Annotated in this window: 24 protein-coding genes; 15 read left to right on the forward strand and 9 right to left on the reverse strand. The window is 60.2% G+C overall.

The genetic code is table 11. The annotated features are described in order from the left end of the window. Nucleotides 1-82: 82 nt before the first annotated feature. Together ICA15_RS24180 and ICA15_RS24185 are read right to left on the reverse strand one after the other, a co-directional pair. The gene (locus ICA15_RS24180) at nt 83-1,399 is read right to left on the reverse strand and encodes a bifunctional DedA family/phosphatase PAP2 family protein (protein ID WP_210554853.1); all 1,317 of its coding nucleotides are present in this window, start codon (nt 1,397-1,399) and stop codon (nt 83-85) included. A gap of 113 nt (nt 1,400-1,512) precedes the next feature. Next, nucleotides 1,513-2,208 (reverse strand): DNA-3-methyladenine glycosylase, encoded by a 696-nt coding sequence (locus ICA15_RS24185; RefSeq protein WP_150617301.1) that lies wholly within the window; start codon nt 2,206-2,208, stop codon nt 1,513-1,515. A 177-nt stretch (nt 2,209-2,385) separates the two neighbouring features. Between ICA15_RS24185 and ICA15_RS24190 the strand changes: the two genes are divergently transcribed. The 13 genes from ICA15_RS24190 (at nt 2,386) to ICA15_RS24250 (ending at nt 14,954) form a co-directional block, all read left to right on the forward strand. Continuing rightward, nucleotides 2,386-3,657, forward strand: a complete 1,272-nt coding sequence (locus tag ICA15_RS24190; RefSeq protein ID WP_210554854.1) for a glutamate-5-semialdehyde dehydrogenase — start codon at nt 2,386-2,388, stop codon at nt 3,655-3,657. Further along, nucleotides 3,626-4,348: a nicotinate-nucleotide adenylyltransferase gene (gene nadD, locus ICA15_RS24195; protein WP_224450915.1), complete on the forward strand. Its 723-nt coding sequence runs from the start codon at nt 3,626-3,628 to the stop codon at nt 4,346-4,348. Before ICA15_RS24190 ends, nadD begins: the two co-directional genes overlap by 32 nt. 72 nt (nt 4,349-4,420) lie before the next feature. Beyond that, nucleotides 4,421-4,915 carry a ribosome silencing factor gene (gene rsfS, locus ICA15_RS24200; protein ID WP_042561254.1) on the forward strand — a complete coding sequence of 165 codons (495 nt, stop codon included), beginning with the start codon at nt 4,421-4,423 and terminating at the stop codon, nt 4,913-4,915. A gap of 9 nt (nt 4,916-4,924) precedes the next feature. Beyond that, on the forward strand, nt 4,925-5,392 hold the full coding sequence (rlmH, locus tag ICA15_RS24205; protein WP_007937439.1) for a 23S rRNA (pseudouridine(1915)-N(3))-methyltransferase RlmH: 468 nt from the start codon (nt 4,925-4,927) through the stop codon (nt 5,390-5,392). Nucleotides 5,393-5,402: 10 nt separating this feature from the next. Continuing rightward, the gene (mrdA, locus tag ICA15_RS24210) at nt 5,403-7,298 is read left to right on the forward strand and encodes a penicillin-binding protein 2 (RefSeq protein WP_150602118.1); all 1,896 of its coding nucleotides are present in this window, start codon (nt 5,403-5,405) and stop codon (nt 7,296-7,298) included. A 31-nt stretch (nt 7,299-7,329) separates the two neighbouring features. Further along, nucleotides 7,330-8,433 (forward strand): rod shape-determining protein RodA, encoded by a 1,104-nt coding sequence (gene rodA, locus ICA15_RS24215; protein ID WP_191627703.1) that lies wholly within the window; start codon nt 7,330-7,332, stop codon nt 8,431-8,433. Between the two features lie 17 nt (nt 8,434-8,450). Further along, nucleotides 8,451-9,461, forward strand: coding sequence for a lytic murein transglycosylase B (gene mltB, locus ICA15_RS24220; RefSeq protein WP_150602119.1), 1,011 nt, complete (start codon nt 8,451-8,453; stop codon nt 9,459-9,461). Continuing rightward, entirely contained in the window at nt 9,461-10,471 is a 1,011-nt protein-coding gene (locus tag ICA15_RS24225; RefSeq protein WP_150602120.1) for a septal ring lytic transglycosylase RlpA family protein, read from the forward strand. Before mltB ends, ICA15_RS24225 begins: the two co-directional genes overlap by 1 nt. 170 nt (nt 10,472-10,641) lie before the next feature. Beyond that, the gene (locus ICA15_RS24230) at nt 10,642-11,799 is read left to right on the forward strand and encodes a D-alanyl-D-alanine carboxypeptidase family protein (protein ID WP_042561250.1); all 1,158 of its coding nucleotides are present in this window, start codon (nt 10,642-10,644) and stop codon (nt 11,797-11,799) included. A gap of 85 nt (nt 11,800-11,884) precedes the next feature. Beyond that, nucleotides 11,885-12,160 carry a DUF493 domain-containing protein gene (locus ICA15_RS24235; RefSeq protein ID WP_042561249.1) on the forward strand — a complete coding sequence of 92 codons (276 nt, stop codon included), beginning with the start codon at nt 11,885-11,887 and terminating at the stop codon, nt 12,158-12,160. Then, on the forward strand, nt 12,160-12,807 hold the full coding sequence (gene lipB, locus ICA15_RS24240) for a lipoyl(octanoyl) transferase LipB (RefSeq protein ID WP_150602122.1): 648 nt from the start codon (nt 12,160-12,162) through the stop codon (nt 12,805-12,807). The genes ICA15_RS24235 and lipB overlap by 1 nt, the downstream gene beginning before the upstream one ends. A 25-nt stretch (nt 12,808-12,832) precedes the next feature. Continuing rightward, nucleotides 12,833-13,831, forward strand: coding sequence for a lipoyl synthase (gene lipA, locus ICA15_RS24245; protein WP_161806657.1), 999 nt, complete (start codon nt 12,833-12,835; stop codon nt 13,829-13,831). Nucleotides 13,832-14,003: 172 nt separating this feature from the next. After that, nucleotides 14,004-14,954 carry an LD-carboxypeptidase gene (locus ICA15_RS24250; RefSeq protein WP_210554855.1) on the forward strand — a complete coding sequence of 317 codons (951 nt, stop codon included), beginning with the start codon at nt 14,004-14,006 and terminating at the stop codon, nt 14,952-14,954. Between the two features lie 100 nt (nt 14,955-15,054). Here ICA15_RS24250 and ICA15_RS24255 read toward each other — a convergent pair whose 3' ends face one another. The 5 genes from ICA15_RS24255 to leuS form a co-directional block, all read right to left on the reverse strand. Next, nucleotides 15,055-16,377, reverse strand: coding sequence for a lytic murein transglycosylase (locus ICA15_RS24255; RefSeq protein WP_210554856.1), 1,323 nt, complete (start codon nt 16,375-16,377; stop codon nt 15,055-15,057). Between the two features lie 61 nt (nt 16,378-16,438). Further along, nucleotides 16,439-16,603, reverse strand: a complete 165-nt coding sequence (arfA, locus tag ICA15_RS24260) for an alternative ribosome rescue factor ArfA (protein WP_007960579.1) — start codon at nt 16,601-16,603, stop codon at nt 16,439-16,441. 175 nt (nt 16,604-16,778) lie between these two features. Then, nucleotides 16,779-17,816: a DNA polymerase III subunit delta gene (gene holA / locus ICA15_RS24265; protein ID WP_150602125.1), complete on the reverse strand. Its 1,038-nt coding sequence runs from the start codon at nt 17,814-17,816 to the stop codon at nt 16,779-16,781. 39 nt (nt 17,817-17,855) lie between these two features. Continuing rightward, on the reverse strand, nt 17,856-18,461 hold the full coding sequence (gene lptE / locus ICA15_RS24270; protein WP_210554857.1) for an LPS assembly lipoprotein LptE: 606 nt from the start codon (nt 18,459-18,461) through the stop codon (nt 17,856-17,858). Between the two features lie 88 nt (nt 18,462-18,549). Then, complete coding sequence (gene leuS / locus ICA15_RS24275; RefSeq protein ID WP_210554858.1) at nt 18,550-21,156, reverse strand: leucine--tRNA ligase; 2,607 nt, start codon at nt 21,154-21,156, stop codon at nt 18,550-18,552. Nucleotides 21,157-21,410: 254 nt separating this feature from the next. Between leuS and ICA15_RS24280 the strand changes: the two genes are divergently transcribed. Further along, nucleotides 21,411-21,734 (forward strand): hypothetical protein, encoded by a 324-nt coding sequence (locus ICA15_RS24280; RefSeq protein WP_150602128.1) that lies wholly within the window; start codon nt 21,411-21,413, stop codon nt 21,732-21,734. A gap of 105 nt (nt 21,735-21,839) precedes the next feature. Next, nucleotides 21,840-22,601, forward strand: coding sequence for a YdcF family protein (locus ICA15_RS24285; protein WP_150617309.1), 762 nt, complete (start codon nt 21,840-21,842; stop codon nt 22,599-22,601). Between the two features lie 86 nt (nt 22,602-22,687). On the opposite strand, the gene lnt is transcribed toward ICA15_RS24285, so the two are convergent. Both lnt and ICA15_RS24295 read right to left on the reverse strand, forming a co-directional pair. Then, the gene (gene lnt / locus ICA15_RS24290) at nt 22,688-24,211 is read right to left on the reverse strand and encodes an apolipoprotein N-acyltransferase (RefSeq protein WP_042561238.1); all 1,524 of its coding nucleotides are present in this window, start codon (nt 24,209-24,211) and stop codon (nt 22,688-22,690) included. A 14-nt stretch (nt 24,212-24,225) separates the two neighbouring features. After that, on the reverse strand, nt 24,226-25,065 hold the full coding sequence (locus tag ICA15_RS24295; RefSeq protein WP_150602131.1) for an HlyC/CorC family transporter: 840 nt from the start codon (nt 25,063-25,065) through the stop codon (nt 24,226-24,228).

The following is a 25,065-nucleotide window of genomic DNA, read 5'->3' on the forward strand; positions in this document are numbered from 1 at the left end:
ATAAGAAGTTGGCTGCACTCTCGTCGGAAGAATCCTCGGAGAGTGAGTGGGGGGAGAGGGTATGTCGAATTAAGCAGCGAGCTTAATAGGCGTAACGCAACAGCGTATGCGGCAAATGGCGCAGGACGAAAAAGCCAAACAGCGCCACCATCGCCGGCAGTATCAGCCACCAGACCTTGAACGGCATCGCCTGGAGCGGTGACTGGCGTTGGTTCAGCCACAGGCTCGCCGCGCATACGCCGGCGGCCAGCATCGCGCCCGCGATAATGTCCGTTGGCCAATGTGCGCCGAGGTAAACCCGCGACAGCGCAATCGACAGGGCCGGAATGCAGCCGATCAACAGCCATGTCAGACGCATGCGTGGCGGCTGCCCGCGTCCGGCGAGGACGGCCAGGGTCAGGAACAGCGCGAACGCGCCCGAGGCGTGGCCGCTGGGCATGCTGTAACTGGTGATCGGATCGGTCAGCACTTCCGGGCGTACCCGGGCAAAAAACATTTTGGTTCCGGTATTGGCCAGTGCCGTGACGAGGAGGGTGCTGCCGGCGAAGATCGCCTGACGCCACTGCCGGCACAGCAGCAGCAAAACGGTGAGCAGGATGCTGAACAGCAACATGTTGCGGAATTCACCGATCAGCGTGAGGGTGACCGCGATTTCATCCAGCAGCGGTTGGCGATGTTCCTGCACCAGAGTCATCACGCCTTGATCAAGCGCGCTCAGATACGGATAACCAATAAACAGACCAATAAGAATCAACAGGCTCATGCTGCTGATCCACACCGTTGCCCGGCGGTGGCGGCGCAAACTGCTGTTTACGCTGAGGCCGACCATGGCCGCGATGGCGCCAGCAACGATCCCGGCCTCAAGCCAGAAACCTTCGGGCAGCGGCAGACGGAATGCCGCACCAGTGGCCCAGCCCGGCAGCAGGTAGGCCAGGCTCCAGCCAGCGGCGGCCAACAGGCTGACGGCGGCGAAACGCGGAAAGGGCATGTCGCACATCCCGGCGACCATGGGCAGCATTGGCCGCAATGGGCCGATGAAGCGTCCGACCAACAGACTGGCGATGCCGTAGCGCTGGAAATAACTTTCGGCGCCGCTCATCCATTCAGGATGATGGCGCAGCCCCGGCAGTCTGCGGATGTTCTGGTGGAAATGTCGACCGACGAAGTACGAAATCACATCGCCGAGAATGCCGCCAAGAAAACCCAGCAGCAGGGTTTCGCTCAACGACAGTGCGCCGCTGCCGGCCAGTGCAGCGACGGCAAACAGCAACACCGTGCCGGGCACAATCAAACCGGCAATCGCCAGGCATTCGACAAACGCCACAATGAATACCGCAACGGCCAGCCACTCTGGATTGGCCGCCAGCCACCCGGTCACGCTATCGAGCCATGGGCCCATACCAAAAACTCCATTTCAATGATTGCCACCTGTAGGCGCTGCCGCAGCCTGCGATCTTTTGATCTTCAAAGCGAAAGATCGCAGCCTTCGGCAGCTCCTACAGGGGTTTTTAGTTACAGCAGGAAATAGTCGCGACCTTCGACCTGACCCCGACGCAGCGGGTTCCGCGTACACCACTGCGCATACGCGGCGTCGACGAAGCGGTACATCAGGTGTTCGTCACGGCCATGGGGAATACCCAGACGCGTCGTTTGAATAATGTGCGTGGGCGCCGGCCCGGTATCTTCCACCAACAGCAGTTCATGATCAAAACGCTTGGCGTCCCACATCGGCACCTTCAAACCCAGCGCCTTGCACAACAAAGTCTGCCCGGCGCAGAGCTTCTGCGATGGCCGCGGCCGACCTTGCGCATCAGGATTGTTCAACAGCATCTGCGCCAGACTCGCCGGGCCGCTGATTTCATCGACCCACGGATAAGCCGATTTGATCAGTACGGCATTGCCCGGCCCCTGCGCGCTGAAGTTCAGCGAATCGCCGCCACGTGCGTAATACATATAGATGTGGCCGCCATCCAGAAACAAAGCCTTACGCTTTTCTGTGTAGCCGAGGGAGGCGTGGCTGCCTTTTTCTTCGAAGTAATAGGCTTCGGTTTCGATGATTCGCGCACTCAGCCACAGATCGCCGACCCGATGGCGGATGACTTTGCCGAGCAGATCCCGCGCCAGTGTTTGCGCGTCACGGTCGAAAAAACTGTCCGCAAGTCCCTGTGGCAGGCGTTCGGCTTGGGTGGGAGTGGTCAGGTTGGACATGGCAGGCAACGTTTATCCAGGCTGAAGAGGTCGCGATGATAACAATTTGAGTCTTAATCACCGCTGAACGTTGGCAATTTGTAGTCCATTTCGACCATCCGCCCGTCACCGCTGTTAGTCCCGGGACGCGACAGCTATAATCTGCCGCTTTCCTCTTTGCCAAGACCCCAGCAGACCATGACTGAGTCCGTTCTTGACTACATGACCCGATTGGGTCGCGCCGCCCGCGAAGCTTCCCGGCTCATCGGCCGTGCCAGCACCGCGCAGAAAAACCGCGCCTTGCAGGCTGCTGCCAATGCTCTGGATGCGGCTCGCGCCGAGCTTGCGGCAGCCAATGAACAGGATCTGGCTGCCGGTCGCGCCAGTGGTCTGGAGCCTGCATTGCTGGAGCGTCTGGAACTGACCCCGGCGCGCATCGACGGCATGATCGTCGGTTTGCGTCAGGTGGCTGCGCTGCCGGATCCGGTCGGCGCGATCCGTGACATGAGCTTCCGACCGTCGGGGATTCAGGTCGGCAAGATGCGCGTGCCGCTGGGTGTGATCGGGATCATCTACGAATCCCGGCCCAACGTGACCATCGATGCCGCCAGCCTGTGCCTGAAGTCCGGCAATGCGACCATCCTGCGTGGCGGCTCCGAGGCGATTCATTCCAATCGTGCGATTGCTGCGTGCATCCAGCGCGGTCTGGCCGAAGCCGAACTGCCTGCCGCCGTGGTGCAAGTGGTTGAAACTACCGACCGTGCCGCCGTTGGCGCCATGATCACCATGCCCGAGTACGTCGATGTGATCGTGCCGCGCGGTGGTCGTGGCCTGATCGAGCGCATCAGTCGCGATGCCCGCGTGCCGGTGATCAAACATCTGGACGGCATCTGCCACGTTTACGTCAGTGCCCACGCCGATCTGCCGAAAGCCCAGAGCATCGCGTTCAATGCCAAGACTTATCGTTATGGCATCTGCGGTGCGATGGAGACCCTGCTGGTCGATCAAGCGGTCGCCCAGGATTTCCTGCCGTCGATGGCGGCGCAGTTCCGCGATAAAGGCGTCGAACTGCGTGGCTGCGAGCGCACCCGGGCGATCATCGATGCCGTGGCTGCCAGCGAAGAAGACTGGAGCACCGAGTATCTGGCGCCGATTCTATCGATTCGCGTCGTTGATGGTCTGGACCAGGCGATCGAACACATCAACCATTACGGCTCGCACCATACCGACTCGATCGTCAGCGAAAGCCTCGCTGACACCCGGCGGTTTGTGGCTGAAGTCGACTCGGCGTCGGTGATGATCAACACCCCGACCTGCTTCGCCGATGGATTTGAATACGGATTGGGTGCCGAGATCGGCATTTCTACTGATAAGCTGCACGCCCGCGGCCCGGTGGGTCTCGAAGGACTGACCTGCGAGAAGTACATCGTGGTCGGTGATGGCCAGTTGCGCGGCCAGGCGACGGTCTGACTTGACCAACCTCGACCTGACAACGCCGGCGCCCGGCAGCGAACCCCGTCCTCGGCGCATTGGCGTACTGGGCGGCACGTTCGATCCGGTGCACATCGGCCATTTGCGCGGTGGGCTGGAAGTCGCCGAAGCGCTGGGGCTGGATGAGTTGCGTTTGACGCCGAGCGCGCGCCCGCCGCATCGCGGTACGCCGCAGGTGTCGGCGCAGGACCGGTTGGCGATGGTCGAGTGTGCGGTGGCCGGAGTGCCGCCGCTGGTGGTGGACGCCCGCGAATTGCAGCGGGACAAACCGTCCTACACCATTGATACCCTGGAGTTGATGCGTGCCGAAATGGCCGCCGAGACCCAGGTTTTTCTGCTTTTGGGCTGGGACGCATTTTGCGGCCTGCCCACTTGGCATCGCTGGGAAGAGTTGCTCCAGCATTGCCACATCCTGGTGCTACAGCGCCCGGACGCCGACAGCGAACCGCCGGATGCCTTGCGCAACCTGCTGGCAGCGCGTTCGGTGAGCGACCCGCTGGCCCTGAAAGGGCCGAGCGGACAGATTGCATTCGTCTGGCAGACACCGCTCGCGGTCTCTGCCACCCAGATCCGTCAACTGCTGGCCAGCGGTAAGTCGGTACGTTTCCTGGTGCCCGACGCGGTCCTGGCCTACATCGATGCGCACGGTCTGTATCGTGCGTCGAACTGAACAAGGCGTGCTTAACTGATACGAATCCACGTGTCGCCAAGCCGCCGAATATATGAGCAAAACGAGTTTTATATGACTGACAAAGACCTACCTAAAGTAAAACGTAAAGGCACATTCAAAAGCGCGCCGTTGCCGGAAGTGGCCAACACCAACGAGCCGCTCAAAGGCGACGAACTGGTCAAGCTTGCTGTTGCCGCTCTTGAAGACGTCAAGGCGCAAGACATCCAGATCATTGATGTTCGCGACAAGCAGAGCATCACTGACTACATGATCATCGCCACCGGTACTTCCAATCGCCAGATCAACGCGATGCTGGACAAGGTTCGCGAAGAAGTCAAAAAGCAGGGCGCCAAGCCGCTGGGCGAAGAAGGCAAGGGCGACAGCGACTGGGTGCTGCTCGACCTCGACCTGGTGATCGTGCACATGATGACCGCCTCGGCGCGTCAGTTCTACGACCTGGAGCGCCTGTGGGCCGGTGCCGAGCAAAGCCGTGCGGCAGACGCCAAGCACCACAGCCCGGAAAACACCCACGAGCATTTCACCAAGCTCAACAAAGACCAGCTGTAAGGGATTGCTGTGCGACTGCGACTGATCGCCGTCGGTTCACGCATGCCCAAGTGGGTGGAAGAAGGCTGGCATGAATATGCCAAGCGTCTTCCGTCCGAGCTGGCGCTGGAACTGGTGGAAATACCGCTCAATACCCGTGGCAAGAATGCCGACGTGGCCCGTTTCATCCGCCAGGAAGGCGAAGCCATGCTGGCCAAGGTCGGGCCGAACGAGCGGGTGGTCACGCTGGAAGTCCACGGCAAACCCTGGAGCACCGAGCAGCTTGCGGTCGAACTCGACCGTTGGCGGCTGGATTCGCGCACGGTCAACTTCATGGTTGGCGGCCCAGAGGGGCTGGCGCCGGAAGTCTGTGCCCGCGCTGATCAGCGCTGGTCGTTGTCGCCGCTGACCTTGCCGCATCCGCTGGTGCGGATCCTCATCGGCGAACAGCTGTACCGTGCCTGGACCGTGCTGTCCGGTCACCCTTACCACAAGTAATCCTGCCCTCATGTCTCAGCCGATCCGCATCAAGGACCACGAAAAGGACGCACGCCTGGTGCGTAGCCGCGTCGTGTTCGGGGCCATTGCAGTCGTGCTGTTGATCTGCGTGTTGATTGCGCGGCTGTATTACTTGCAGGTGATCCAGTACGAGTACCACTCGACGCTTTCGGAAAACAACCGTGTTCACGTGCAGCCGATTCCGCCGACCCGTGGGTTGATTTTCGACCGCAACGGCGTGGTGGTGGCGGACAACCGGCCGAGCTTCAGCCTGAGCATGACCCGCGAGCGTTCCGGCGACTGGCAGCAAGTGCTCGACGTGATCGTCGAGGTGCTGGAGCTGACGCCAGAAGACCGGGTGATCTTCGAGAAGCGCATGCGCCAGGGGCGCCGGCCGTTCGAGCCGGTGCCGATCCTGTTCGAACTCAGCGAAGAACAGATCGCCCGGATTGCGGTGAACCAGTTCCGTCTGCCGGGCGTGGAAGTCGTTGCGCAACTGGTCCGTCACTATCCGCAGGGTGCGCATTTTGCGCACTCGGTGGGTTACATGGGGCGGATCAACGAGAAAGAGCTGAAAACCCTCGACCCAGTCAACTACAGCGGCACCCACCACATCGGCAAGACCGGCATCGAGCGTTTCTACGAGCCGGAACTGCACGGGCAGGTGGGTTACGAAGAAGTCGAGACCAACGCTCGGGGCCGCGTTCTGCGTGTACTCAAGCGTACCGATCCGATTCCCGGCAAGGACATCGTCCTGAGCCTGGACATCAAATTGCAGGAAGCCGCCGAACTTGCGCTGGGCGGTCGTCGTGGCGCGGTGGTTGCCCTCGATCCGAAGACCGGCGAAGTGCTGGCGATGGTCAGCCAGCCGAGCTTCGACCCCAACCTGTTCGTCACCGGCATCGGCTTCAAGGCGTACGCCGAGTTGCGCGATTCCATCGACCGGCCACTGTTCAACCGCGTGCTGCGCGGCCTGTATCCGCCGGGTTCGACGATCAAGCCAGCCGTGGCAATCGCCGGCCTCGACTCGGGTGTGGTGACAGCGTCGAGCCGGGTGTTCGACCCGGGTTATTACATGCTGCCCAACTACGATCACAAATACCGTAACTGGAACCGTACGGGCGACGGCTTTGTCGACCTCGACACGGCGATCATGCGGTCCAACGACACCTACTTCTATGACCTGGCCCACAAGCTCGGCATTGACCGGTTGTCGGCCTACATGAACAAGTTTGGCATCGGCCAGAAGGTCTCGCTGGACATGTTCGAAGAATCTCCCGGCCTGATGCCGTCCCGCGAGTGGAAGCGCGCGACTCGCAAACAGGCGTGGTACCCGGGCGAAACGCTGATTCTCGGGATCGGCCAGGGCTACATGCAATCGACCCCGCTGCAGTTGGCTCAGGCCACGGCGCTGGTGGCGAACAAAGGCGTGTGGAACCGGCCGCACCTGGCTAAATCCCTCGAAGGGGTGAAGCCGGTGGACGAAAATCCGATACCGGACATTATCCTGCGCGATCCGTCTGACTGGGCCAAGGTCAACCACGGCATGCAGCAAGTGATGCACGGCGCCCGGGGTACCGCGCGTAAAGCGGCCATTGGCGCGCAATATCGTATTGCTGGCAAGTCGGGTACGGCCCAGGTCGTGGCAATCAAGCAGGGCGAAAAGTACGACCGCTCCAAGGTTCAGGAACGCCATCGTGACCACGCCTTGTTCGTCGGTTTCGCTCCGGCCGATGACCCGAAAATTGTTGTTTCGGTGATGGTCGAGAACGGTGAGTCCGGTTCCGGCGTCGCCGCTCCCGTGGTGCGCCAGATCATGGACGCCTGGCTTCTGGGTCAGGACGGACGTTTGAAGGCCGAATACGCCAGCCCAACCAGTGCGGAGGCTACGGCCCGTGATGAATAACTTTGATCGCATGCTCTCCAGTGAGGATGTGATGCGCCGCCGCGCGACGCTGCTGCAAAGACTGCATATCGATGGGCCGCTGCTGATCCTGTTGTTGATCCTGGCTGCCGGCAGCCTGTTCGTGCTGTATTCGGCCAGTGGCAAGAGCTGGGATCTGCTCGGCAAACAGGCCACTTCGTTCGGTATCGGTCTGGTGTCGATGATCATCATCGCCCAGTTCGAACCGCGTTTCATGGCGCGCTGGGTGCCGCTCGGCTACGTGATCGGCGTGCTGCTGCTTTTGGTGGTGGACATCATGGGTCACAACGCCATGGGCGCCACACGCTGGATCAACATTCCCGGTGTGATCCGTTTCCAGCCCTCGGAATTCATGAAAATCCTGATGCCAGCGACCATTGCCTGGTATCTGTCCAAGCGGACATTGCCCCCACAGCTCAAGCATGTTGGCATCAGCCTGATGTTAATCGGCGTGCCATTTGCGCTGATCGTCCGTCAACCGGATCTCGGCACTTCGCTGCTGATTCTGGCCGGCGGGGCGTTCGTGCTGTTCATGGGCGGTTTGCGCTGGCGCTGGATCGTCAGCGTGCTGGCCGCGGCCATTCCGGTGTCGGTTGCGATGTGGTTCTTCGTGATGCACGACTACCAGAAGCAGCGCGTATTGACGTTCCTCGACCCGGAAAGCGACCCGCTCGGCACTGGCTGGAACATCATTCAGTCGAAAGCAGCGATCGGTTCCGGCGGCGTATTCGGCAAGGGCTGGTTGCTCGGTACCCAGTCGCACCTGGACTTCCTCCCGGAAAGCCACACCGACTTCATCATTGCCGTGCTCGGCGAAGAGTTCGGCCTGGTGGGCATCTGCGCGTTGTTGCTGATTTATTTGCTGTTGATTGGTCGGGGTCTGGTCATCACCGCTCAGGCGCAGACGTTGTTCGGCAAATTGCTCGCCGGCGCGTTGACCATGACGTTTTTTGTTTATGTTTTCGTCAACATCGGTATGGTCAGTGGCCTGTTGCCGGTTGTAGGGGTTCCATTGCCGTTCATTAGCTACGGAGGAACTTCGCTGGTGACACTGCTGTCAGCGTTTGGGGTTTTGATGTCGATCCATACCCATCGCAAGTGGATCGCACAGGTTTGAATAAGGTGAAGAGTTCAATGCAAGTAATGCGTGGCTGGGCGACTCGATGCGCGCCATGGGTTGGCCTGGTTGGCCTCCTTGGCAGCGTGCAGGAAGCGCTGGCCGGCGAATACGAAGGCTCACCCCAGGTGGCCGAATTCGTCGGTGAAATGACCCGCGACTATGGTTTCGCCGGTGAGCAACTGATGGGGGTGTTTCGCGAGGCTCAGCGTAAACAGGCGATTCTCGACGCCATCTCCCGACCTGCCGAGCGGGTCAAGCAATGGAAAGAATACCGCCCGATGTTCATCACTGACGCGCGCATTGCGCGAGGTGTGGATTTCTGGCGTCAGCACGAGGCCACGCTGGCCCGTGCCGAGCAGGAATACGGCGTGCCGGCACAAGTCATCGTGTCGATCATCGGCGTTGAGACCTTTTTCGGACGTAATACCGGCAATTATCGGGTGATCGATGCCTTGTCGACGCTCGGTTTCGACTATCCTCCCCGTGCCGAATTTTTCCGCAAGGAGCTGCGTGAGTTTCTCCTGTTGGCGCGCGAAGAACAGGTCGATCCATTGACGCTCAAGGGTTCATACGCCGGGGCGATGGGTCTGCCGCAGTTCATGCCGAGCAGCTTTCGCGCTTATGCAGTGGATTTCGACGGTGACGGCCACATCAATATCTGGAACAACCCGGATGATGCGATTGGCAGCGTCGCCAGTTATTTCAAGCGTCACGGCTGGGTCGCCGGCGAACCGGTGGTCAGCCGCGCCGATGTCCGTGGCGAGCAGGCCGATGAAGGCCTGACCACTGGTATCGAGCCGACAAAGACTGTCGCGCAGTTGCGGGCGCTGGGCTGGTCAAGTCATGATGCGCTGCGCGATGATATGCCGGTTACGGCATTTCGCCTTGAAGGCGAGAACGGCCCCGAATACTGGATGGGCCTGAAGAATTTCTACGCGATCACGCGTTATAACCGCAGCGTGATGTACGCCATGGCCGTACATCAACTGTCTGAACAGCTTGTACAAGCACGGGGCGTCAAGTAATGCGGGCATTGCCTAACAATAAACCCCTGAAGTTGGTGGCATTTGCTGCGTTGGCGGTACTGGTTGCCAGTTGTTCGACCAGCCGTACCCCGACTCAGAAGGCGCCCACAACCGCTGTGCGCAAGCAGCCGGTTCTTGATATCAACCGCGCGCACAAAGATGGAGCACCGTGGTGGGATGTCGATGTTTCGCGTATCCCCGATGCCACCCCAACCCTGCATACCGGTGCGTACAAGGCCAACCCGTACACTGTGCTGGGCAAGACCTATTTCCCGATTCAGGAATCCAAAACCTACGTCGCTTCCGGCACGGCGTCCTGGTACGGCACCAAGTTTCACGGGCAGAACACCGCCAATGGCGAGGTTTATGACCTGTACGGCATGAGCGCCGCCCACAAGACTTTGCCACTGCCAAGTTATGTTCGGGTGACCAACCTGGACAACAACCGCACAGTGATTCTGCGGGTCAACGACCGCGGGCCGTTCTATTCCGACCGGATCATCGACTTGTCCTACGCAGCGGCAAAAAAACTCGGTTATGCCGAAACCGGCACTGCGCGGGTCAAGGTCGAGGGCATCGATCCGCAGCAATGGTGGGCCGCCAAGGGCCGTCCGGCGCCGTTGATGCTCAATGAGCCGCAAGTTGCGCAGAACAGCGCCCCGGTGATCACAGCGTCGGCCGGCACCGTCGAGCAATGGACCCCACCGCCGCAACAACACGCCGCGGCCGTTGTGCCAGTGCAGATCGATGCAAAAAAAAACGCTTCTGCAACAGCGTCTGGCCAGTATCTGCAGGTGGGCGCCTTCGCCAACCCGGACGCTGCAGAGCTGCTGAGGTCGAAGCTCAGCGGGATGGTGAGCGCTCCGGTGTTCATCAGCTCGATCGTGCGCAATCAGCAGACTCTGCACCGGGTACGCCTGGGGCCGATCGGCTCGCCGGGTGAAATCACCCAGGTGCAGAACAGCGTGCGCCTGGCCAACCTTGGTTCGCCAAGTGTGGTCACCGAGTAAAACGTAGAACTTGATTGACGGTTCACCTGCGGTATTGGGGGGTGCACCAGGTTGTTGGCTCGTCGAAGAACAAAAGCCCGGCAAGGGTGACTGGAGTGAGCAGCTGAACACGCGATGACTCGTCAGAAAGTCATCTGATTAAATTTTGCATTAGCGATTTCGAGAGACGGATGAACATCACCACCTTTGCCAAACGCCTTTTCCTGCTAGTCCCGCTGCTCCTCTCGCCAGCCGCGTTCGCGGTCGAGATGATGCCTTCGCCACCACAACTGGCCGCCAAGTCCTATGTGCTCATGGATGCCAGCAGCGGCAACGTGCTGGTTGAAAACAATGGCGATCAGCGTCTGCCACCGGCCAGCCTGACCAAGCTGATGACCGCGTATATCGCGACCCTGGAAATCCGTCGTGGCCAGATCGGTGAAAACGATCCGGTGACCGTCAGCGAAAACGCCTGGCGTACCGGCGGTTCGCGGATGTTCATCAAAGTCGGTTCGCAAGTCACTGTCAGCGACCTGCTGCACGGCATCATCATCCAGTCCGGTAACGACGCCAGCGTGGCACTGTCCGAGCACATCGCCGGTAGCGAAGACGCTTTCGCCGACGTGATGAACAAGACGGCCACCGAACTGGGCCTGACCAACTCCCACTTCATGAACCCGACCGGTCTGCCAAACCCTGACCATTACTCGTCGGCTCATGACATGGCGATCCTGGCTCGCGCGATCATCCACGAAGACCCGGCTCACTACGCGATCTACTCGCAGAAAGAGTTTTTCTGGAATGGCATCAAACAACCTAACCGCAACCTGTTGCTGTGGCGCGACAAGACCGTTGACGGTCTGAAAACCGGCCACACTGACGAAGCCGGTTATTGCATGGTGTCCTCGGCTGTCCGTGATGGCCAGCGTCTGATCGCCGTCGTGTTCGGCACCAACAGCGATGTGGCTCGCGCCGCTGAAACCCAGAAGCTCCTGACCTACGGCTTCCGCTTCTTCGAAACCCAGACCTTCTATCAGAAGGGCACCGAACTGGCTCAGGCCCCGGTGTGGAAAGGCACCACCAGTCAAGTCAAGGCCGGCCTCGCGCAAGACCTGACCATGACCCTGCCAAAAGGCCAGTTGAAGAAGCTCGCTGCCAGCATGACCATGAACCCGCAACTGACCGCGCCAATCGCCAAGGGCGACGTAATCGGTAAAGTCGAAGTCAAACTGGAAGACAAGGTTGTGCACAGCGCTGACCTGATCGCTCTGGACGGCGTCGAGGAGGGTGGTATCTTCCGCCGCATGTGGGATAGCATCCGTCTATTCTTCTACGGCTTGTTCAACTGATTTGTGTTGACCTGCATGGCCCCGCCCCGATCCGGTGCGGGGCCATGTGCGTTACCACGGCTTGCGCTATAGAGGCCGTTACGCCATGACCGATACCGAAGTAAAGGCGCCAAAGATCGAATTCCCTGCCAACGATTACCCGGTTAAGGTGATCAGCGACACGGGCGTCGGCAACAAAGACAAGATCATCGAAATCGTCAAGAAGCACGCGACCATCAACGATGATCGTATTGACGAGCGTTCGAGCAGCAACGGTAAATACACCACGATCCAGTTGCACATCGTCGCCACCGGTCAAGACCAGCTGTACGACATCAACAGCGAACTGCGGGCGACCGGTTTCGTGCACATGGTGCTGTGATGCCAGGCACGCTGGGCTTTCGCGAACTCGGCCAGATGGCTTACGAGCCGGTCTGGCATGCCATGCAACGTTTTACCAACGAACGCGGCAGCGATGCCGCCGACGAAATCTGGCTCGTCGAGCACCCACCGGTGTTCACGCAGGGTCAAGCCGGCAAGGCCGAACACTTGCTCCTGCCGGGTGAAATTCCGGTGGTGCAGGTCGATCGCGGCGGGCAGGTGACTTACCATGGCCCCGGCCAACTGGTGGCTTATCTGTTGCTGGATGTACGCAAGCTGGGTTTTGGCGTGCGTGATCTGGTCAGTCGCATGGAGCTATGCCTGATCGAACTTCTGGCCAGCTACGGTGTGACCGCAGCGGCCAAGCCAGACGCTCCCGGCGTGTACGTCGATGGCGCGAAAATCGCTTCTCTGGGTTTACGGATTCGCCACGGTTGCTCCTTTCATGGGCTGGCCCTGAATGTGGATATGAACCTGGAACCGTTTCGACGGATTAATCCCTGCGGCTACGCCGGGCTGGCGATGACCCAGCTGAGTGATCACGCAGGATCGATTGAATTTGCCGAGGTAAGTGCCCGGCTGCGCGCGCAGCTCGTCAAACACCTCGACTATGCTGAGCAGACGACCCTGACGGGCGGAATCGACTGATATGACTACTGATGCAGTGCAAACCATGATCCCGACGCTCGACGTGACCGAGCGCCCGGCCCCGCGTCCCAAGGTTGAAGCCGGCGTCAAGCTGCGCGGTGCCGAGAAGGTTGCACGCATCCCGGTAAAGATCATTCCGACCACCGAACTGCCGAAGAAACCCGACTGGATTCGTGTGCGTATCCCGGTTTCCCCGGAAGTCGACCGTATCAAGAGCCTGCTGCGCAAACACAAGCTGCACAGCGTTTGCGAAGAAGCGTCCTGCCCGAACCTGGGTGAGTGCTTCTCCGGCGGCACCGCGACCTTCATGATCATGGGCGACATCTGCACCCGTCGCTGCCCGTTCTGCGACGTGGGCCACGGTCGTCCGAAGCCGCTGGACGTCAACGAGCCGGAGAGCCTGGCCATCGCCATCGCCGACCTCAAGCTCAAGTACGTGGTGATCACCTCGGTTGACCGCGACGACCTGCGTGACGGTGGTGCCCAGCACTTCGCCGACTGCATCCGCGAAATCCGCAAGTTGTCGCCGAACGTGCAGCTGGAGACCCTGGTTCCGGACTACCGTGGCCGCATGGACGTCGCCCTGGAAATCACCGCCGCCGAGCCGCCAGATGTCTTCAACCACAACCTGGAAACCGTGCCGCGTCTGTACAAGGCTGCGCGTCCGGGTTCGGATTACCAGTGGTCGCTGACTCTGCTGCAACGTTTCAAGCAGATGATGCCGCACATTCCGACCAAATCCGGCCTGATGCTGGGTCTGGGCGAGACTGACGAAGAAGTCATCGAAGTCATGAAGCGCATGCGCGAACACGACATCGACATGCTGACTCTTGGCCAGTACCTGCAACCGTCGCGCAGCCACTTGCCGGTGCAGCGTTTCGTGCACCCGGACACCTTCGCCTGGTTCGCCGAGGAAGGTTACAAGATGGGCTTCAAGAACGTTGCGTCCGGGCCGTTGGTGCGTTCCTCGTACCATGCCGATGAGCAGGCGAAGCTGGTCAAGGCTGAGCTGATGGGTTCCTGATTCAGCGCTGATATAAAAAATGCCCGCCGAGGCTTTAACGCCCGGCGGGCATTTTTTTGCCTGTCTTACATTCAATGCTGATTTTTCCTGCAACCTGCGGCGTGGCCGAGCCTCTTCTGTTTACCGCCGTTCCTGACTACTGTGTGTGCATGACTCACAGGGAGATCCAAGGATGACCGTTCGACCAACCCACACACTTTGCCCGCACAAAGCCGTGCCCGCGTTGCCCTCAGAAGGGCTGATCGGCGTCATTGCACCAGCCGGCCCGGGTGTATTGGACACCGATAAGGCGGTGCAATGGATTCGCGCGCGGGGTTATGGGCTTAAGGTGTTCCCCGGCGTTTATGAAAAGGATGGCTATCTGGCCGGCAGCGACGACGTGCGCTTGCGCGATCTTCATGCGGCGTTCGCTGATCCCGAAGTCGATGCAATTATTTGCCTGCGTGGCGGCTACGGCACGCCACGGCTGCTTGACCGGATCGATTACGACCTGCTGAGCCGCCATGCCAAGCCATTCGTTGGCTACAGCGACATCACCGCGCTGCACCTGGCCATCAGCCGATACGCAGGCTTCGTGACCTTTCACGGGCCGCTGCTCAACGCTGACCTGTTGGGCGACAAGGAGCCGCCAACCGTCACTTCGTTCTTCGCCATGCTGCGTGGCCAACTGAAGAGCGGCAGTGTGCTGAGCCACCCGGCGGCTTATCCGTTGACGACGGTCGAGCCCGGCATCGCCCACGGGCGTTTGCTCGGCGGCAATCTGGCGATGATCGCTGCGACTCTGGGGACGCCTTACGAAATCGATGTGGAGGGGGTGATTCTGCTCATCGAGGATATCAACGAGCCCCTGTATCGGATCGACCGACTGCTGACCCAGATGCGCCTGGCCGGCAAACTGGCCAAATTGCGCGGAGTTCTGGTTGGGGATGTCGCGGGGGTGGACGTCGAAGCTTTGAACCGGCTGCTCAAGCAGACGTTTGAGCCGTTACGGATTCCGGTGCTTTCAGGATGGCGCAGCGGGCATTGCGATCCGAACCTGACATTGCCGATGGGGGCATTGGTTCGACTGGATGCGGGGAAGCAGGAACTGATGCTGGAGCAGGATGTGGTCACCCGCCGATAATTGCGGGTGATGCAAAAGATCGCAGCCTGCGGCAGCTCCTACACGGGATTAACGTAAACCCTGTAGGAGCCGCCGCAGGCTGCGATCTTTTGATTTTGCTTTATTGGTTACGCAGGGTTTCCAGCAGCTTATGCGTGGGATACCCATCCGCCGGCCAGCCAAACGACTGCTGTGCACTGCGAATCGCCTTGCGTGTATTGGCGCCGATGATCCCGTCTGCCGTGCCGGCATCGTAGTTGCGTGCACTCAGTAAGGTCTGCAACTCGATTCGCTCGGTGCGGCTCAGCGGCAGATCATCTTTAGGCCAAGAGCCATTGATCAAGCCAGCGCCGCCAAAGCGCTCGGACAGCAGGCTCACCGCCAGCGCGTACGACGAAGAATTGTTGTACTTGAGGATCGCCCGGAAATTGTCGAGGACCAGGAACGCCGGGCCACGATAACCGGCCGGCAGTAACAGGGCGGCGGACAATTGTTCGGTTCCGGCGGGCGCCTGGGCCCCAGTGGGCAGCATCACGCCCAGTTGACGCCATTCGGCGACGCTCTTGCGCAGGGTGCCATCCGCCAGCGTGTAGTCGAAGTTGCCGGGCAATTGCACTTCAAAGCCCCACGGCTGGCCGCGCTGCCAGCCGGAGCTTTGCAGATAGTGTGCGGTCGAGGCCAGCGCGTCGGCCGGGCTGCCCCAGATGTCGCGGCGCCCGTCACCGTCGAAATCTACGGCATGGGTGTTGTAGGTGGTCGGGATGAACTGCGTCTGGCCCATGGCGCCAGCCCAGGAACCGAGCATCTTCTCCGGCGTGATGTCGCCCTGTTGCAGAATCTGCAGGGCGGCGATCAGTTGCGCGTGGGCAAAGCCTGGGCGACGACCTTCGTAGGCGAGGGTGGCCAGCGAGTTGATCACCGACTTGCTGCCCTGGAACTGCCCGAAGTTGCTTTCCATGCCCCACACCGATACCAACGCCTGACGATCAACGCCATAACGCTGCTCGATGCTTTGCAGGATATCGGCGTATTGAATGATCAACGCCTGGCCCTTGCGCGCGCGCAGCGGCGACAGTGCGCCGTCGAGGTATTCCCACACCGGGCGGGAGAACTCCGGTTGGCTGCGGTCGGCGCGAATCACGCTGGCGTCGAAACTGATATTGGCGAACGCACGGTCGAACAGCTCGGCGCGAATACCAGCGGCCAAGGCATCCTTGCGAAAACCTGCCTGCCATTCGGCAAAGGTCTGGGTCGGCTGAAGATCAAGTGGGTCGGCGGACGGCACTACCGGCGGAATAATCGCTGGGGCCGTGGCGACAGGGGCGGCTTGAAGAGGTTGCGCATCGGCGGCGGTAGGTTTTTCCGCACAGGCGACAAGCAGAATGAAGCTGGAGGCAGCGATCAATTGGCGAACAGGCCAACGACGGGAAAGACTAAAGGGCATGCACAGTTCCAGAGGATACGAATCAGGTGCAGACCTTAACATGACCGGGGGGTGCTGCGCTTTAAGCTGCCAGAAAGTAAGAAGCCTCCCAGCTATTAGACTGGAAGGCTTCGCGGCGGTAGCTGCCTTTACCCTTGGCTGGTTGTTCCTGGCGGCTGCGGAACAGGGGTTGGGCGATGATGGATTTGGCCTTGTTCGGGCCATGTTTCGATGGCTTTTTGCTCATGAGGGTTCTCTCGAGTCAGTGGGTTTTGCGGGGGAAATAATCTGCCGATGTCGGGCGTCTGTCTATAGGGCAAATGCAGGTCGTTTTGTAGGAAAGCAAGATCAAAAGATCGCAGCCTTCGGCAGCTCCTACAGGGATTGGTGTAGGAGCTGCAGAAGGCTGCGATCTTTTGATTTTATTCGGCAGGCAATGACAAACGTTGGCCAGCCATTAACAGTGCCAAGCGGCTCAGGCTCATCCACGGTGATCCGGCTGCCTGACCTTTGATTTGTGCATCAATACGCTGAGCTTCGAGCAGCAACTGCGCCCAGCGTTGCGCCGAGTAACGTTGCAGGGCTTTGCTCATCAAAGGTTTGCGCTTGTCCCACACCGGCGGTTTCGCTGAACTGAAGCACTTGTCCAGCGGTGTGCCCTGGCTGTACTGCAGCGCGATATTGGCCAGTTGGCGCAACTCCCGCGCCAGCGCCCAGAGGATCACTGGCGGTTCGACACCCTCACCACGCAACCCTTCGAGCATGCGCAGGGCGTGGGCCGGTTCACCGTTAAGGACCGCGTCGGTCAAGCCAAACACGTCGAATCGTGCACTGTCCGCCACAGCGGCCTGCACGGTTTCGACAGTGATCTGCCCACCTTCGGCCATCAGCTTGAGCTTCTCGATTTCCTGCGCGGCGGCGAGCAGGTTGCCCTCCACACGTGCAGCAATCAGTTCGACGGCGTCCTGGCTGGCCGACAACCCGGCCTGCGACAGACGCTGACGAATCCAGCTCGGCAGCTGATTGGCATCCACTGGCCAGATCTGTATGAACTGGGTCTGCTGACCTTCAACCAGCGCCTTGCCCCACTTGGTCTTCTGCGCGCTGCCGTCAAGCTTGGGCAGGCTGATCAGCAGCACCGTGTCTTCAGCGGGACGCGAGCAGTACTCGATGAATGCGGCAGCCCCCTTGTCACCGGGTTTGCCCGATGGCAAACGCAGTTCCAGCAGACGCTTTTCAGCAAACAACGACATGCTGGCGCCGGCCTGCAACAACGTACCCCAATCGAAATTGGCGTCGGCGGCAAACACCTGGCGTTCGTCGAAACCTTGCTGGCGGGCAGCACTGCGGATGGCGTCGGCGGCTTCCTGACACAGCAGCGGGTCATCACCGCTGATGATATAGACGGGCGCGAGGGCGCCTTGCAGGTGTTTGCCGAGTTGCGCGGGAGCTAGCTTCATAAGAGAGGTCGAACGGGGCGCCTGAGCGCCCCGAACTTCTTACTGCTGCGGGATTTCGAGCGGCGACTGACGCGGGGTTTCCGCCTCAATCTTTTGCGCCGCTTCCAGCGCATCGGCTTCTGCCTTGGCGCGGTCGTTGGCGGCCTGCTGCAGTTGCTCCAGTTGACCCGGGGTCAGCTGTTGCAGACGCAGCATCATGCGCTGAACCAGATCGCGACGGATATCGCGACGGGCGTCGTTGGCTTCCTGATCGGAGCCGACGAGGTTGTTGCCGTCGTGGATGAAGACTTTCTGCACTTCAAGCTTGTCGCTGAGCAGGGACAGGTTTTTTTCACCGCGGATGTCGTAGCTCAGGACAGTGCTGAGCTGATACTCGCCCGTGCGACCGGCACCTGCATAGCTGAGGATACGCTGGCTTTCCTGTTCGTCAGCCAGGTACAGCTTGTAAGGCGCGCCGCTGTAAACCTTGACGCCGCTGGACTCCAGCACCTGACGCATTTGAGTGACGGTCTCGCCGTAGGCGTTACGGGCGCTCAGATCGAGTTCCTTGATCGTCAGTTCGTTGCTGCCAGTGCCACGCAGCTGGAAACCGCAGGCGCTCAGCAGAACAGCGAGGCCCATCACCAGCAGATTGCGTTTGATCATTGTGTTGCTCCCCTTGAAACCATGTGGGCCGACCTGGCGGCCCGAAAGGTTTTACAGTGCGTCAGGCAAACCTGACGCCCAATCCAATTTAGCTGGCGACGATGTTGACCAGTTTTCCTGGCACAACGATCACTTTGCGAATGGTCAGACCGTCGACGAAACGCAGCACGTTTTCGTTGACGCGAGCGGCGGCTTCGACTTCTTCGCGCGTCGCGCTCGCCGGCATTTCGATCTGGCCACGCAGCTTGCCGTTGACCTGGATGACCAGGGTCAGGCTGTCCTGCACCAGTGCGCTTTCGTCCACAGCAGGCCAGCCGGCATCGATCACGGCATCGGCGTGGCCCAGTTGATTCCACAGCTCATGGCTGATGTGCGGTGTGATCGGAGCCAGCAGCAAAGTCACGGCTTCCAGGCCTTCGTGCACCAGCGCACGATCTTGCTCGGTGCCTTGCGCGGCTTTTTCCAGCACGTTCATCAGCGTCATGACCTGAGCGATGGCGGTGTTGAATTTGTGGTTCTGGCCGACGTCGTGGCTGGCCTGCTTGATGGCCAGGTGGATCGAGCGGCGAACGGCTTTCTGCTCGTCGTTCAGGCTGGCAACGTCGAGCTTGCCCGGCAGGCCCTGGGTAACGTGGGCTTGCGCCAGACGCCAGACGCGCTTGAGGAAGCGATGCGAGCCTTCCACGCCGGAGTCGGACCATTCGGCGCTCATGTCAGGTGGCGAGGCGAACATCATGAACAGGCGGCAGGTGTCTGCGCCGAACTGATCAATCATCGACTGTGGGTCGACGCCGTTGTTCTTCGACTTGGCCATTTTCTCGGTACCGCCGATTTCCACCGGCAGACCGTCGGCGATCAGCTTGGCGCTGATGACCTTGGCTTTGCTGTCGCGCTCAAGTTCTACGTCCGCCGGGTTGAACCAGGTGTAGGCACCGTTGGCTTCGCGACGGTAGTAGGTTTCGGCGATTACCATGCCTTGGGTCAGCAGGTTCTTGAACGGCTCGTTGGAGCTCACCAGACCTTCGTCACGCATCAGCTTGTGGAAGAAACGTGCGTACAGCAGGTGCAGAATCGCGTGTTCGATACCGCCGATGTACTGATCCACCGGCAGCCAGTGGTCAGCCGCGGATTTCTCGACCAGGCCACCTTCAAAGTGCGGCGAGGCGTAACGGGCGTAGTACCACGAAGACTCGACGAAGGTGTCCATGGTGTCGGTTTCACGCTTGGCAGGCTGGCCGCATTTCGGGCAGCTGCACTCGTAAAACTCTGGCATGCGTGCCAGCGGCGAACCGGCGCCATCCGGCACCACGTCTTCCGGCAGTACGACGGGCAGTTGATCTTCCGGTACCGGCACGTCACCGCAAGCATCGCAGTGGATGATCGGGATCGGGCAGCCCCAGTAGCGCTGGCGGCTGATGCCCCAGTCGCGCAGGCGGAACTGGGTGCGCGAGGCGCCCAGTTCTTTTTTGATCAGCGCCACTTCGATTGCATCGAACGCGCCAGCGAAATCCAGACCATCGAACTCGCCGGAGTTGATCAGCGTGCCGTGCTCGCCATAGGCGTCTTGCCATGGTGCCGGGTTGGTCTCGCCGGAGCTGGTGCGTACCACCGACTTGATCGGCAGGTCGTACTTGTGGGCGAATTCGAAATCACGCTCGTCGTGCGCTGGCACAGCCATGACCGCGCCGTCGCCGTAATGCATAAGCACATAGTTGGCGACCCACACCGGGAGTTTTTCACCGGTCAGCGGGTGCTCGACGAACAGGCCGGTCGGCAGGCCTTTTTTCTCTTGAGTGGCGATGTCGGCTTCAGCGACGCTGCCGCCCTTGCACTCAGCGATGAACGCTTGCAGCTCAGGGTTGTTCTGCGCGGCCTGGGTGGCCAGCGGGTGTTCAGCGGCGACGGCAACGTAGGTCGCGCCCATCAGGGTGTCCGGACGGGTGGTGAAGACTTTCAGGGTGCCAGCTGCGCCGATCGAGTCGACGTTGTACGGGAACTGCACTTCCATGCCGCGGGATTTGCCGATCCAGTTGCGCTGCATGGTCTTGACCTGTTCAGGCCAGCCAGTCAGTTCGTCGAGGCTCTCCAGCAGTTCATCCGCATAAGCGGTGATCTTGAAGTAGTACATCGGAATTTCGCGCTTTTCGATCAGCGCGCCGGAACGCCAGCCGCGACCGTCGATCACCTGCTCGTTGGCCAGAACGGTCTGATCGATCGGGTCCCAGTTGACGGTGCCGCTTTTTTTGTAAATCACGCCTTTTTCGAACAGGCGAGTGAACAGCCATTGTTCCCAGCGGTAGTAATCAGGTTTGCAGGTGGTGACTTCACGCGACCAGTCCACCGCCAGGCCCAGGCTGCGCAGCTGGGTTTTCATGTAGGCGATGTTTTCGTAGGTCCACTTGGCGGGCGCTACGTTGTTCTTCATCGCGGCGTTTTCCGCCGGCATGCCGAAGGCGTCCCAACCCATTGGTTGCAGGACATTCTTGCCTTGCATGCGCTGGTAGCGGGAGATCACGTCGCCGATGGTGTAGTTGCGCACGTGCCCCATGTGTAGCTTGCCGCTGGGGTAAGGGAACATCGACAGGCAGTAGAAAGTCTCCTTGCCTGGCTGTTCACTGACTTCAAAGGACTTTTGCTCATCCCAGAACGACTGGGCGGCGGCTTCGATTTCACGGGGCTGATATTGTTCGTGCATGGCTACTTTTGTACTGGATAGGGGTGGCCTAATCCTCTTCAACGCGGCATTCGGGACGGCCCGGACGAGCTGGAAGTGGAATGACAGGAAGCGCCGTAGCATACATGACCGTGCTTGGCCTAGGGAAACCCTGATTACAGCTGTTTGACCCACGCAGTGGGTGGCGAGGGCCGTTGGTCGCGGCATCCAGCCGGTTTGTGCAGCGAAGCTAAGCTCTAACTGGGGAGTGAGTCTTATCTTCAATGAGGTGAGGGATGGTGGAGCAACAGCAAAGAAACATCACGAAACCTGAGTTGTACGAGCGGTTGATGGACCGTCTGGGTATGGCCCTGGACGCTGCAAAAACCGCAGACCGGCTGCGCGACGAGCGCCCCCTGGAACTGGAATTGCGTGGCTTGAGCCCCGCCGAGTTCAAACTGGTCAAGGCCTATCTGGATCGCAGTGAACGTGAAACGCACGGATGCTTGTCGCAAGCAGTGAAGCAGCTCGATGCAACACATTCGGCCAAGGTCATCTGGCTCAAGGACAAGGCGCCCCGCAAAGACACCGTCAAGGTGCGTGCTTTACGGGCCAAGTAAGCGCATGGCAGGTCAAGAAACGGATCTTTTTCAACAGGATCCCACCCTATCGGTTGTCGCGTTGTATTAACCCACTTAGGCTTCGGGCATCTTTGGAGATGCCCGATGCCTTTTCGTTATTTCATCAAACAACTTCTATTGCCGCCCGGCATTCTTTTGCTGCTGTTGCTGGCCGCGTGGTGGCTGCGCCGCTCACGGCCGCGACTGGCTGGATTGTGTTTTGCCCTCGGTTTTGGCGGATTCTGGCTGATGAGCCTGCCGGTGGTGGTGCAATGGGGCGCCAAAGCCCTCGAACGCGAGCCCCCGCTGGCCCGCGAAGAGTGGGCGACACTGGCGCAACGTGCCGATGCGATTGTGGTGCTGGGTTCCGGGCGTGAGCGGGGTGATCTGGCCTGGGGCGACGATCAGCCGACCGGCGTGGGGCTTGAGCGTCAACGCTATGCGGCGCGGTTGGCGAAGGCGTCGGGACTGCCGATTCTGACCAGTGGCGGGTTGCATTACGGCACGCCGCCGACCGAAGCGAAGTTGATGGCCGATTCATTGCTGGACGATTTCGGTGTGAGCGTGCGTTGGCAGGAAGGGGCAAGCCGCACCACCTGGGAAAACGCCAAATTCAGCGCCGATATGCTGTTGCCGCAGGGGATCAAACGCGTAGTTGTGGTGACGCAGGCCTGGCACATGCCGCGATCGGTGTGGAGTTTTGAACAGGCAGGATTTGAAGTGGTGCCAGCGCCAGTGGGCTTCCTGGGTACAGACAACGCTCGGCCGTTTGGTGGCTGGCTGCCGGAGTTCAAGTCGATCTGGCAGAGCGGGCAGTTGCTGAATGAAGCGGTGGGGCAGGTGGGGTATTCGCTTTTCTATCGCTGAAGATCAAAAGATCGCAGCCTGCGGCAGCTCCTACAGGGGGAATACAAATCCCATGTAGGAGCTGCCGCAGGCTGCGATCTTTTTGCTTAGAGGGTTTTGGACATCCGGCTAGCCATCAACGCCCAACCGAACAGCCCCAGACACAGGACGATCAGCGGCCACGAACGCCATTGCAGATACGGCGTCAGGTTGTGCATCGGCACGACTTCTCCATACAAAATGCCCTGTTCGAACTGCGGAATCTGCTCGGTGATCTGCCCGAACGGGTTGATCAGGCCGGTCACGCCATTGTTGGTGGCGCGGATCATCCAGCGTCCGGCTTCCAGCGCGCGCATCTGCGCCATCTGCAAATGTTGCAGCGGGCCGATCGAGGTGCCGAACCACGTGTCGTTGCTGATCGTCAGCAGCAGGTCGCTGCGCGCCGACAAGCTGGCGGCGAACTCCGGATACACCACTTCGTAGCAGATGAACGGCGCGATCTGATAGCCCTTGGCTTGCAGCATCGGCTGATCAGCGGGGCCGCGGGCGAAGTCCGACATCGGCAGGTCGAAGAATGCGATCAGTCCGCGCAGCACATCCTGCAACGGCACGTATTCACCGAACGGCACCAGTTTCTGCTTCAGGTAAGTGCCATCGCCTTCGCCCACCACAGTGATGCCGTTGTAAAAGCGTCTTTCGTGATGCACCGTCTCGCGGATCGGCACGCCGGTGATCAGCGCCGATTTACGCTCGGCGGCGAAGTTACCCATCATGCTCAGGTAGCCCTCGGCGGACTCCTTGAGTACCGGTACCGCTGTTTCCGGCCAGATCAGCAGATCCACGGGTTTGGAGCGAAAACTCAGATCGCGGTACAGCGCCAGTTGCGCGTTGAGCTGCGCCGGGTCCCACTTCATGCTTTGTTCGACGTTACCCTGAATGGCAGCAACGGTCAGCGGCTCGCCTGACGGGCTGGTCCAGGCGTGGCCCTTGAGTGCAATCCCCGCCACCCAAGGCCCGACCAGCAATAGCAGGCCAACCGCAACAAAAGCCTTGCGACCGGATTGCAGCAGACGCGGCGCGTTGTAGATCAGCGCAGCCGTCAATGCCAGAACGAACGACACCAGCCACATCCCGCCCACTGGCGCGAGACCGGCCAATGGACCGTCAAGCTGGCTGTAACCGGAATAAAGCCACGGGAAGCCAGTGAGGAACCAGCCACGAAAAGCTTCCTGACCGACCCACAACGCAGCAAATGCCAAGGCATCGGCCAGCGGTGCCTCGTTACGGCGCAGCCAGCGTGCCCAGAGCCAAGCGGGCAGGGCGAAGAAAAACGCAATCGCCGCGGTGAACAGCAGCATCAGAAATCCGGCCAACAGCACCGAAGCGCCGCCGAAATGATGAATGCTGTAATAGATCCAACTGGTACCGGCGCCGAACAGGCCGAAACCGAAGCACCAGCCCCGGCCCAGCGCCTGGCGCGGGCTCAGCTCGCGCAGACCGGCATAGAACAAACCGACCGCCAGCAGAGCCAGCGGCCAGATATCGAAGGGTGCCAGAGCGAACGTGGTGATTGCACCGGCCGCCACGGCCAGCAGGTTACCGGGCCAGCCGGGGCGGGTTGTCCAGCGCATTTCAGTCCTTAGAATTAACGAGCGATCGGCGACAGTCGCAGCAAGTGAATCCGACGGCTGTCGGCGTTCAGGATGCGGAAACGATAGGCGCCGATTTCAGTGGTTTCGTTGCGTTTTGGCAAGTGCCCGAACGCGCTCATCACCAGGCCGCCGACGGTGTCGAACTCGTCGTCGGAGAACTCGCTGTCGAAGAACTCGTTGAAGTTCTCGATCGGCGTCAGTGCCTTGATCAGGAAGTCACCGCTGGGCAGCGGCTTGATGTAGCTGTCTTCTTCGACGTCGTGTTCGTCTTCGATGTCGCCGACGATTTGTTCCAGCACGTCTTCGATGGTCACCAGACCGGCCACGCCGCCGTATTCGTCGATGACGATGGCCATGTGGTTGTGGTTGGCGCGAAACTCACGTAACAACACGTTCAGACGCTTGGACTCCGGCACGAAGGTGGCCGGGCGCAGCAGATCCTTGATGTTGAAGCTGTCGCCGTTTTCCTTGAGGATCAGCGGCAGCAGATCCTTGGCCAGCAGCACGCCCATCACGTCGTCATGGCTTTCGCCGATGACCGGATAGCGCGAGTGGGCGGAATCGACCACGGCCGGGAGGAATTCACGCGGTGTCTGGGTCGCCTTGATACTGATCATCTGCGAACGCGGCACCATGATGTCGCGAACTTGCAGGTCAGCCACCTGAATGGCGCCTTCGACGATGGCCAGCGCTTCGCTGTCCAGCAGTTTGTTCTGATGTGCATCGCGCAGCAGCTCAAGGAGCTCCTGGCGGTTCTTCGGCTCGTGGGCAAAAGCCTGGGTCAGTTTACCCAGCCATGACTTCTGCCCGTTGCTCGATCGATCTTCGCTCAT

Source organism: Pseudomonas sp. P116 (genome assembly GCF_020149425.1).
GTDB lineage: Bacteria > Pseudomonadota > Gammaproteobacteria > Pseudomonadales > Pseudomonadaceae > Aquipseudomonas > Aquipseudomonas anatoliensis.

Excerpts from the sequence above, each read along its gene's own strand:
- ICA15_RS24180 (WP_210554853.1), bottom strand. The coding sequence starts at position 1,399 with ATGGGCCCATGGCTCGATAGCGTGACCGGGTGGCTGGCGGCCAATCCA.
- ICA15_RS24185 (WP_150617301.1), bottom strand. The coding sequence starts at position 2,208 with ATGTCCAACCTGACCACTCCCACCCAAGCCGAACGCCTGCCACAGGGA.
- ICA15_RS24190 (WP_210554854.1), top strand. The coding sequence starts at position 2,386 with ATGACTGAGTCCGTTCTTGACTACATGACCCGATTGGGTCGCGCCGCC.
- nadD (WP_224450915.1), top strand. The coding sequence starts at position 3,626 with ATGGCCAGTTGCGCGGCCAGGCGACGGTCTGACTTGACCAACCTCGAC.
- rsfS (WP_042561254.1), top strand. The coding sequence starts at position 4,421 with ATGACTGACAAAGACCTACCTAAAGTAAAACGTAAAGGCACATTCAAA.
- mrdA (WP_150602118.1), top strand. The coding sequence starts at position 5,403 with ATGTCTCAGCCGATCCGCATCAAGGACCACGAAAAGGACGCACGCCTG.
- rodA (WP_191627703.1), top strand. The coding sequence starts at position 7,330 with ATGCGCCGCCGCGCGACGCTGCTGCAAAGACTGCATATCGATGGGCCG.
- mltB (WP_150602119.1), top strand. The coding sequence starts at position 8,451 with ATGCAAGTAATGCGTGGCTGGGCGACTCGATGCGCGCCATGGGTTGGC.
- ICA15_RS24225 (WP_150602120.1), top strand. The coding sequence starts at position 9,461 with ATGCGGGCATTGCCTAACAATAAACCCCTGAAGTTGGTGGCATTTGCT.
- ICA15_RS24230 (WP_042561250.1), top strand. The coding sequence starts at position 10,642 with ATGAACATCACCACCTTTGCCAAACGCCTTTTCCTGCTAGTCCCGCTG.
- ICA15_RS24235 (WP_042561249.1), top strand. The coding sequence starts at position 11,885 with ATGACCGATACCGAAGTAAAGGCGCCAAAGATCGAATTCCCTGCCAAC.
- lipB (WP_150602122.1), top strand. The coding sequence starts at position 12,160 with ATGCCAGGCACGCTGGGCTTTCGCGAACTCGGCCAGATGGCTTACGAG.
- lipA (WP_161806657.1), top strand. The coding sequence starts at position 12,833 with ATGATCCCGACGCTCGACGTGACCGAGCGCCCGGCCCCGCGTCCCAAG.
- ICA15_RS24250 (WP_210554855.1), top strand. The coding sequence starts at position 14,004 with ATGACCGTTCGACCAACCCACACACTTTGCCCGCACAAAGCCGTGCCC.
- ICA15_RS24255 (WP_210554856.1), bottom strand. The coding sequence starts at position 16,377 with ATGCCCTTTAGTCTTTCCCGTCGTTGGCCTGTTCGCCAATTGATCGCT.
- arfA (WP_007960579.1), bottom strand. The coding sequence starts at position 16,603 with ATGAGCAAAAAGCCATCGAAACATGGCCCGAACAAGGCCAAATCCATC.
- holA (WP_150602125.1), bottom strand. The coding sequence starts at position 17,816 with ATGAAGCTAGCTCCCGCGCAACTCGGCAAACACCTGCAAGGCGCCCTC.
- lptE (WP_210554857.1), bottom strand. The coding sequence starts at position 18,461 with ATGATCAAACGCAATCTGCTGGTGATGGGCCTCGCTGTTCTGCTGAGC.
- leuS (WP_210554858.1), bottom strand. The coding sequence starts at position 21,156 with ATGCACGAACAATATCAGCCCCGTGAAATCGAAGCCGCCGCCCAGTCG.
- ICA15_RS24280 (WP_150602128.1), top strand. The coding sequence starts at position 21,411 with ATGGTGGAGCAACAGCAAAGAAACATCACGAAACCTGAGTTGTACGAG.
- ICA15_RS24285 (WP_150617309.1), top strand. The coding sequence starts at position 21,840 with ATGCCTTTTCGTTATTTCATCAAACAACTTCTATTGCCGCCCGGCATT.
- lnt (WP_042561238.1), bottom strand. The coding sequence starts at position 24,211 with ATGCGCTGGACAACCCGCCCCGGCTGGCCCGGTAACCTGCTGGCCGTG.
- ICA15_RS24295 (WP_150602131.1), bottom strand. The coding sequence starts at position 25,065 with ATGAGCGAAGATCGATCGAGCAACGGGCAGAAGTCATGGCTGGGTAAA.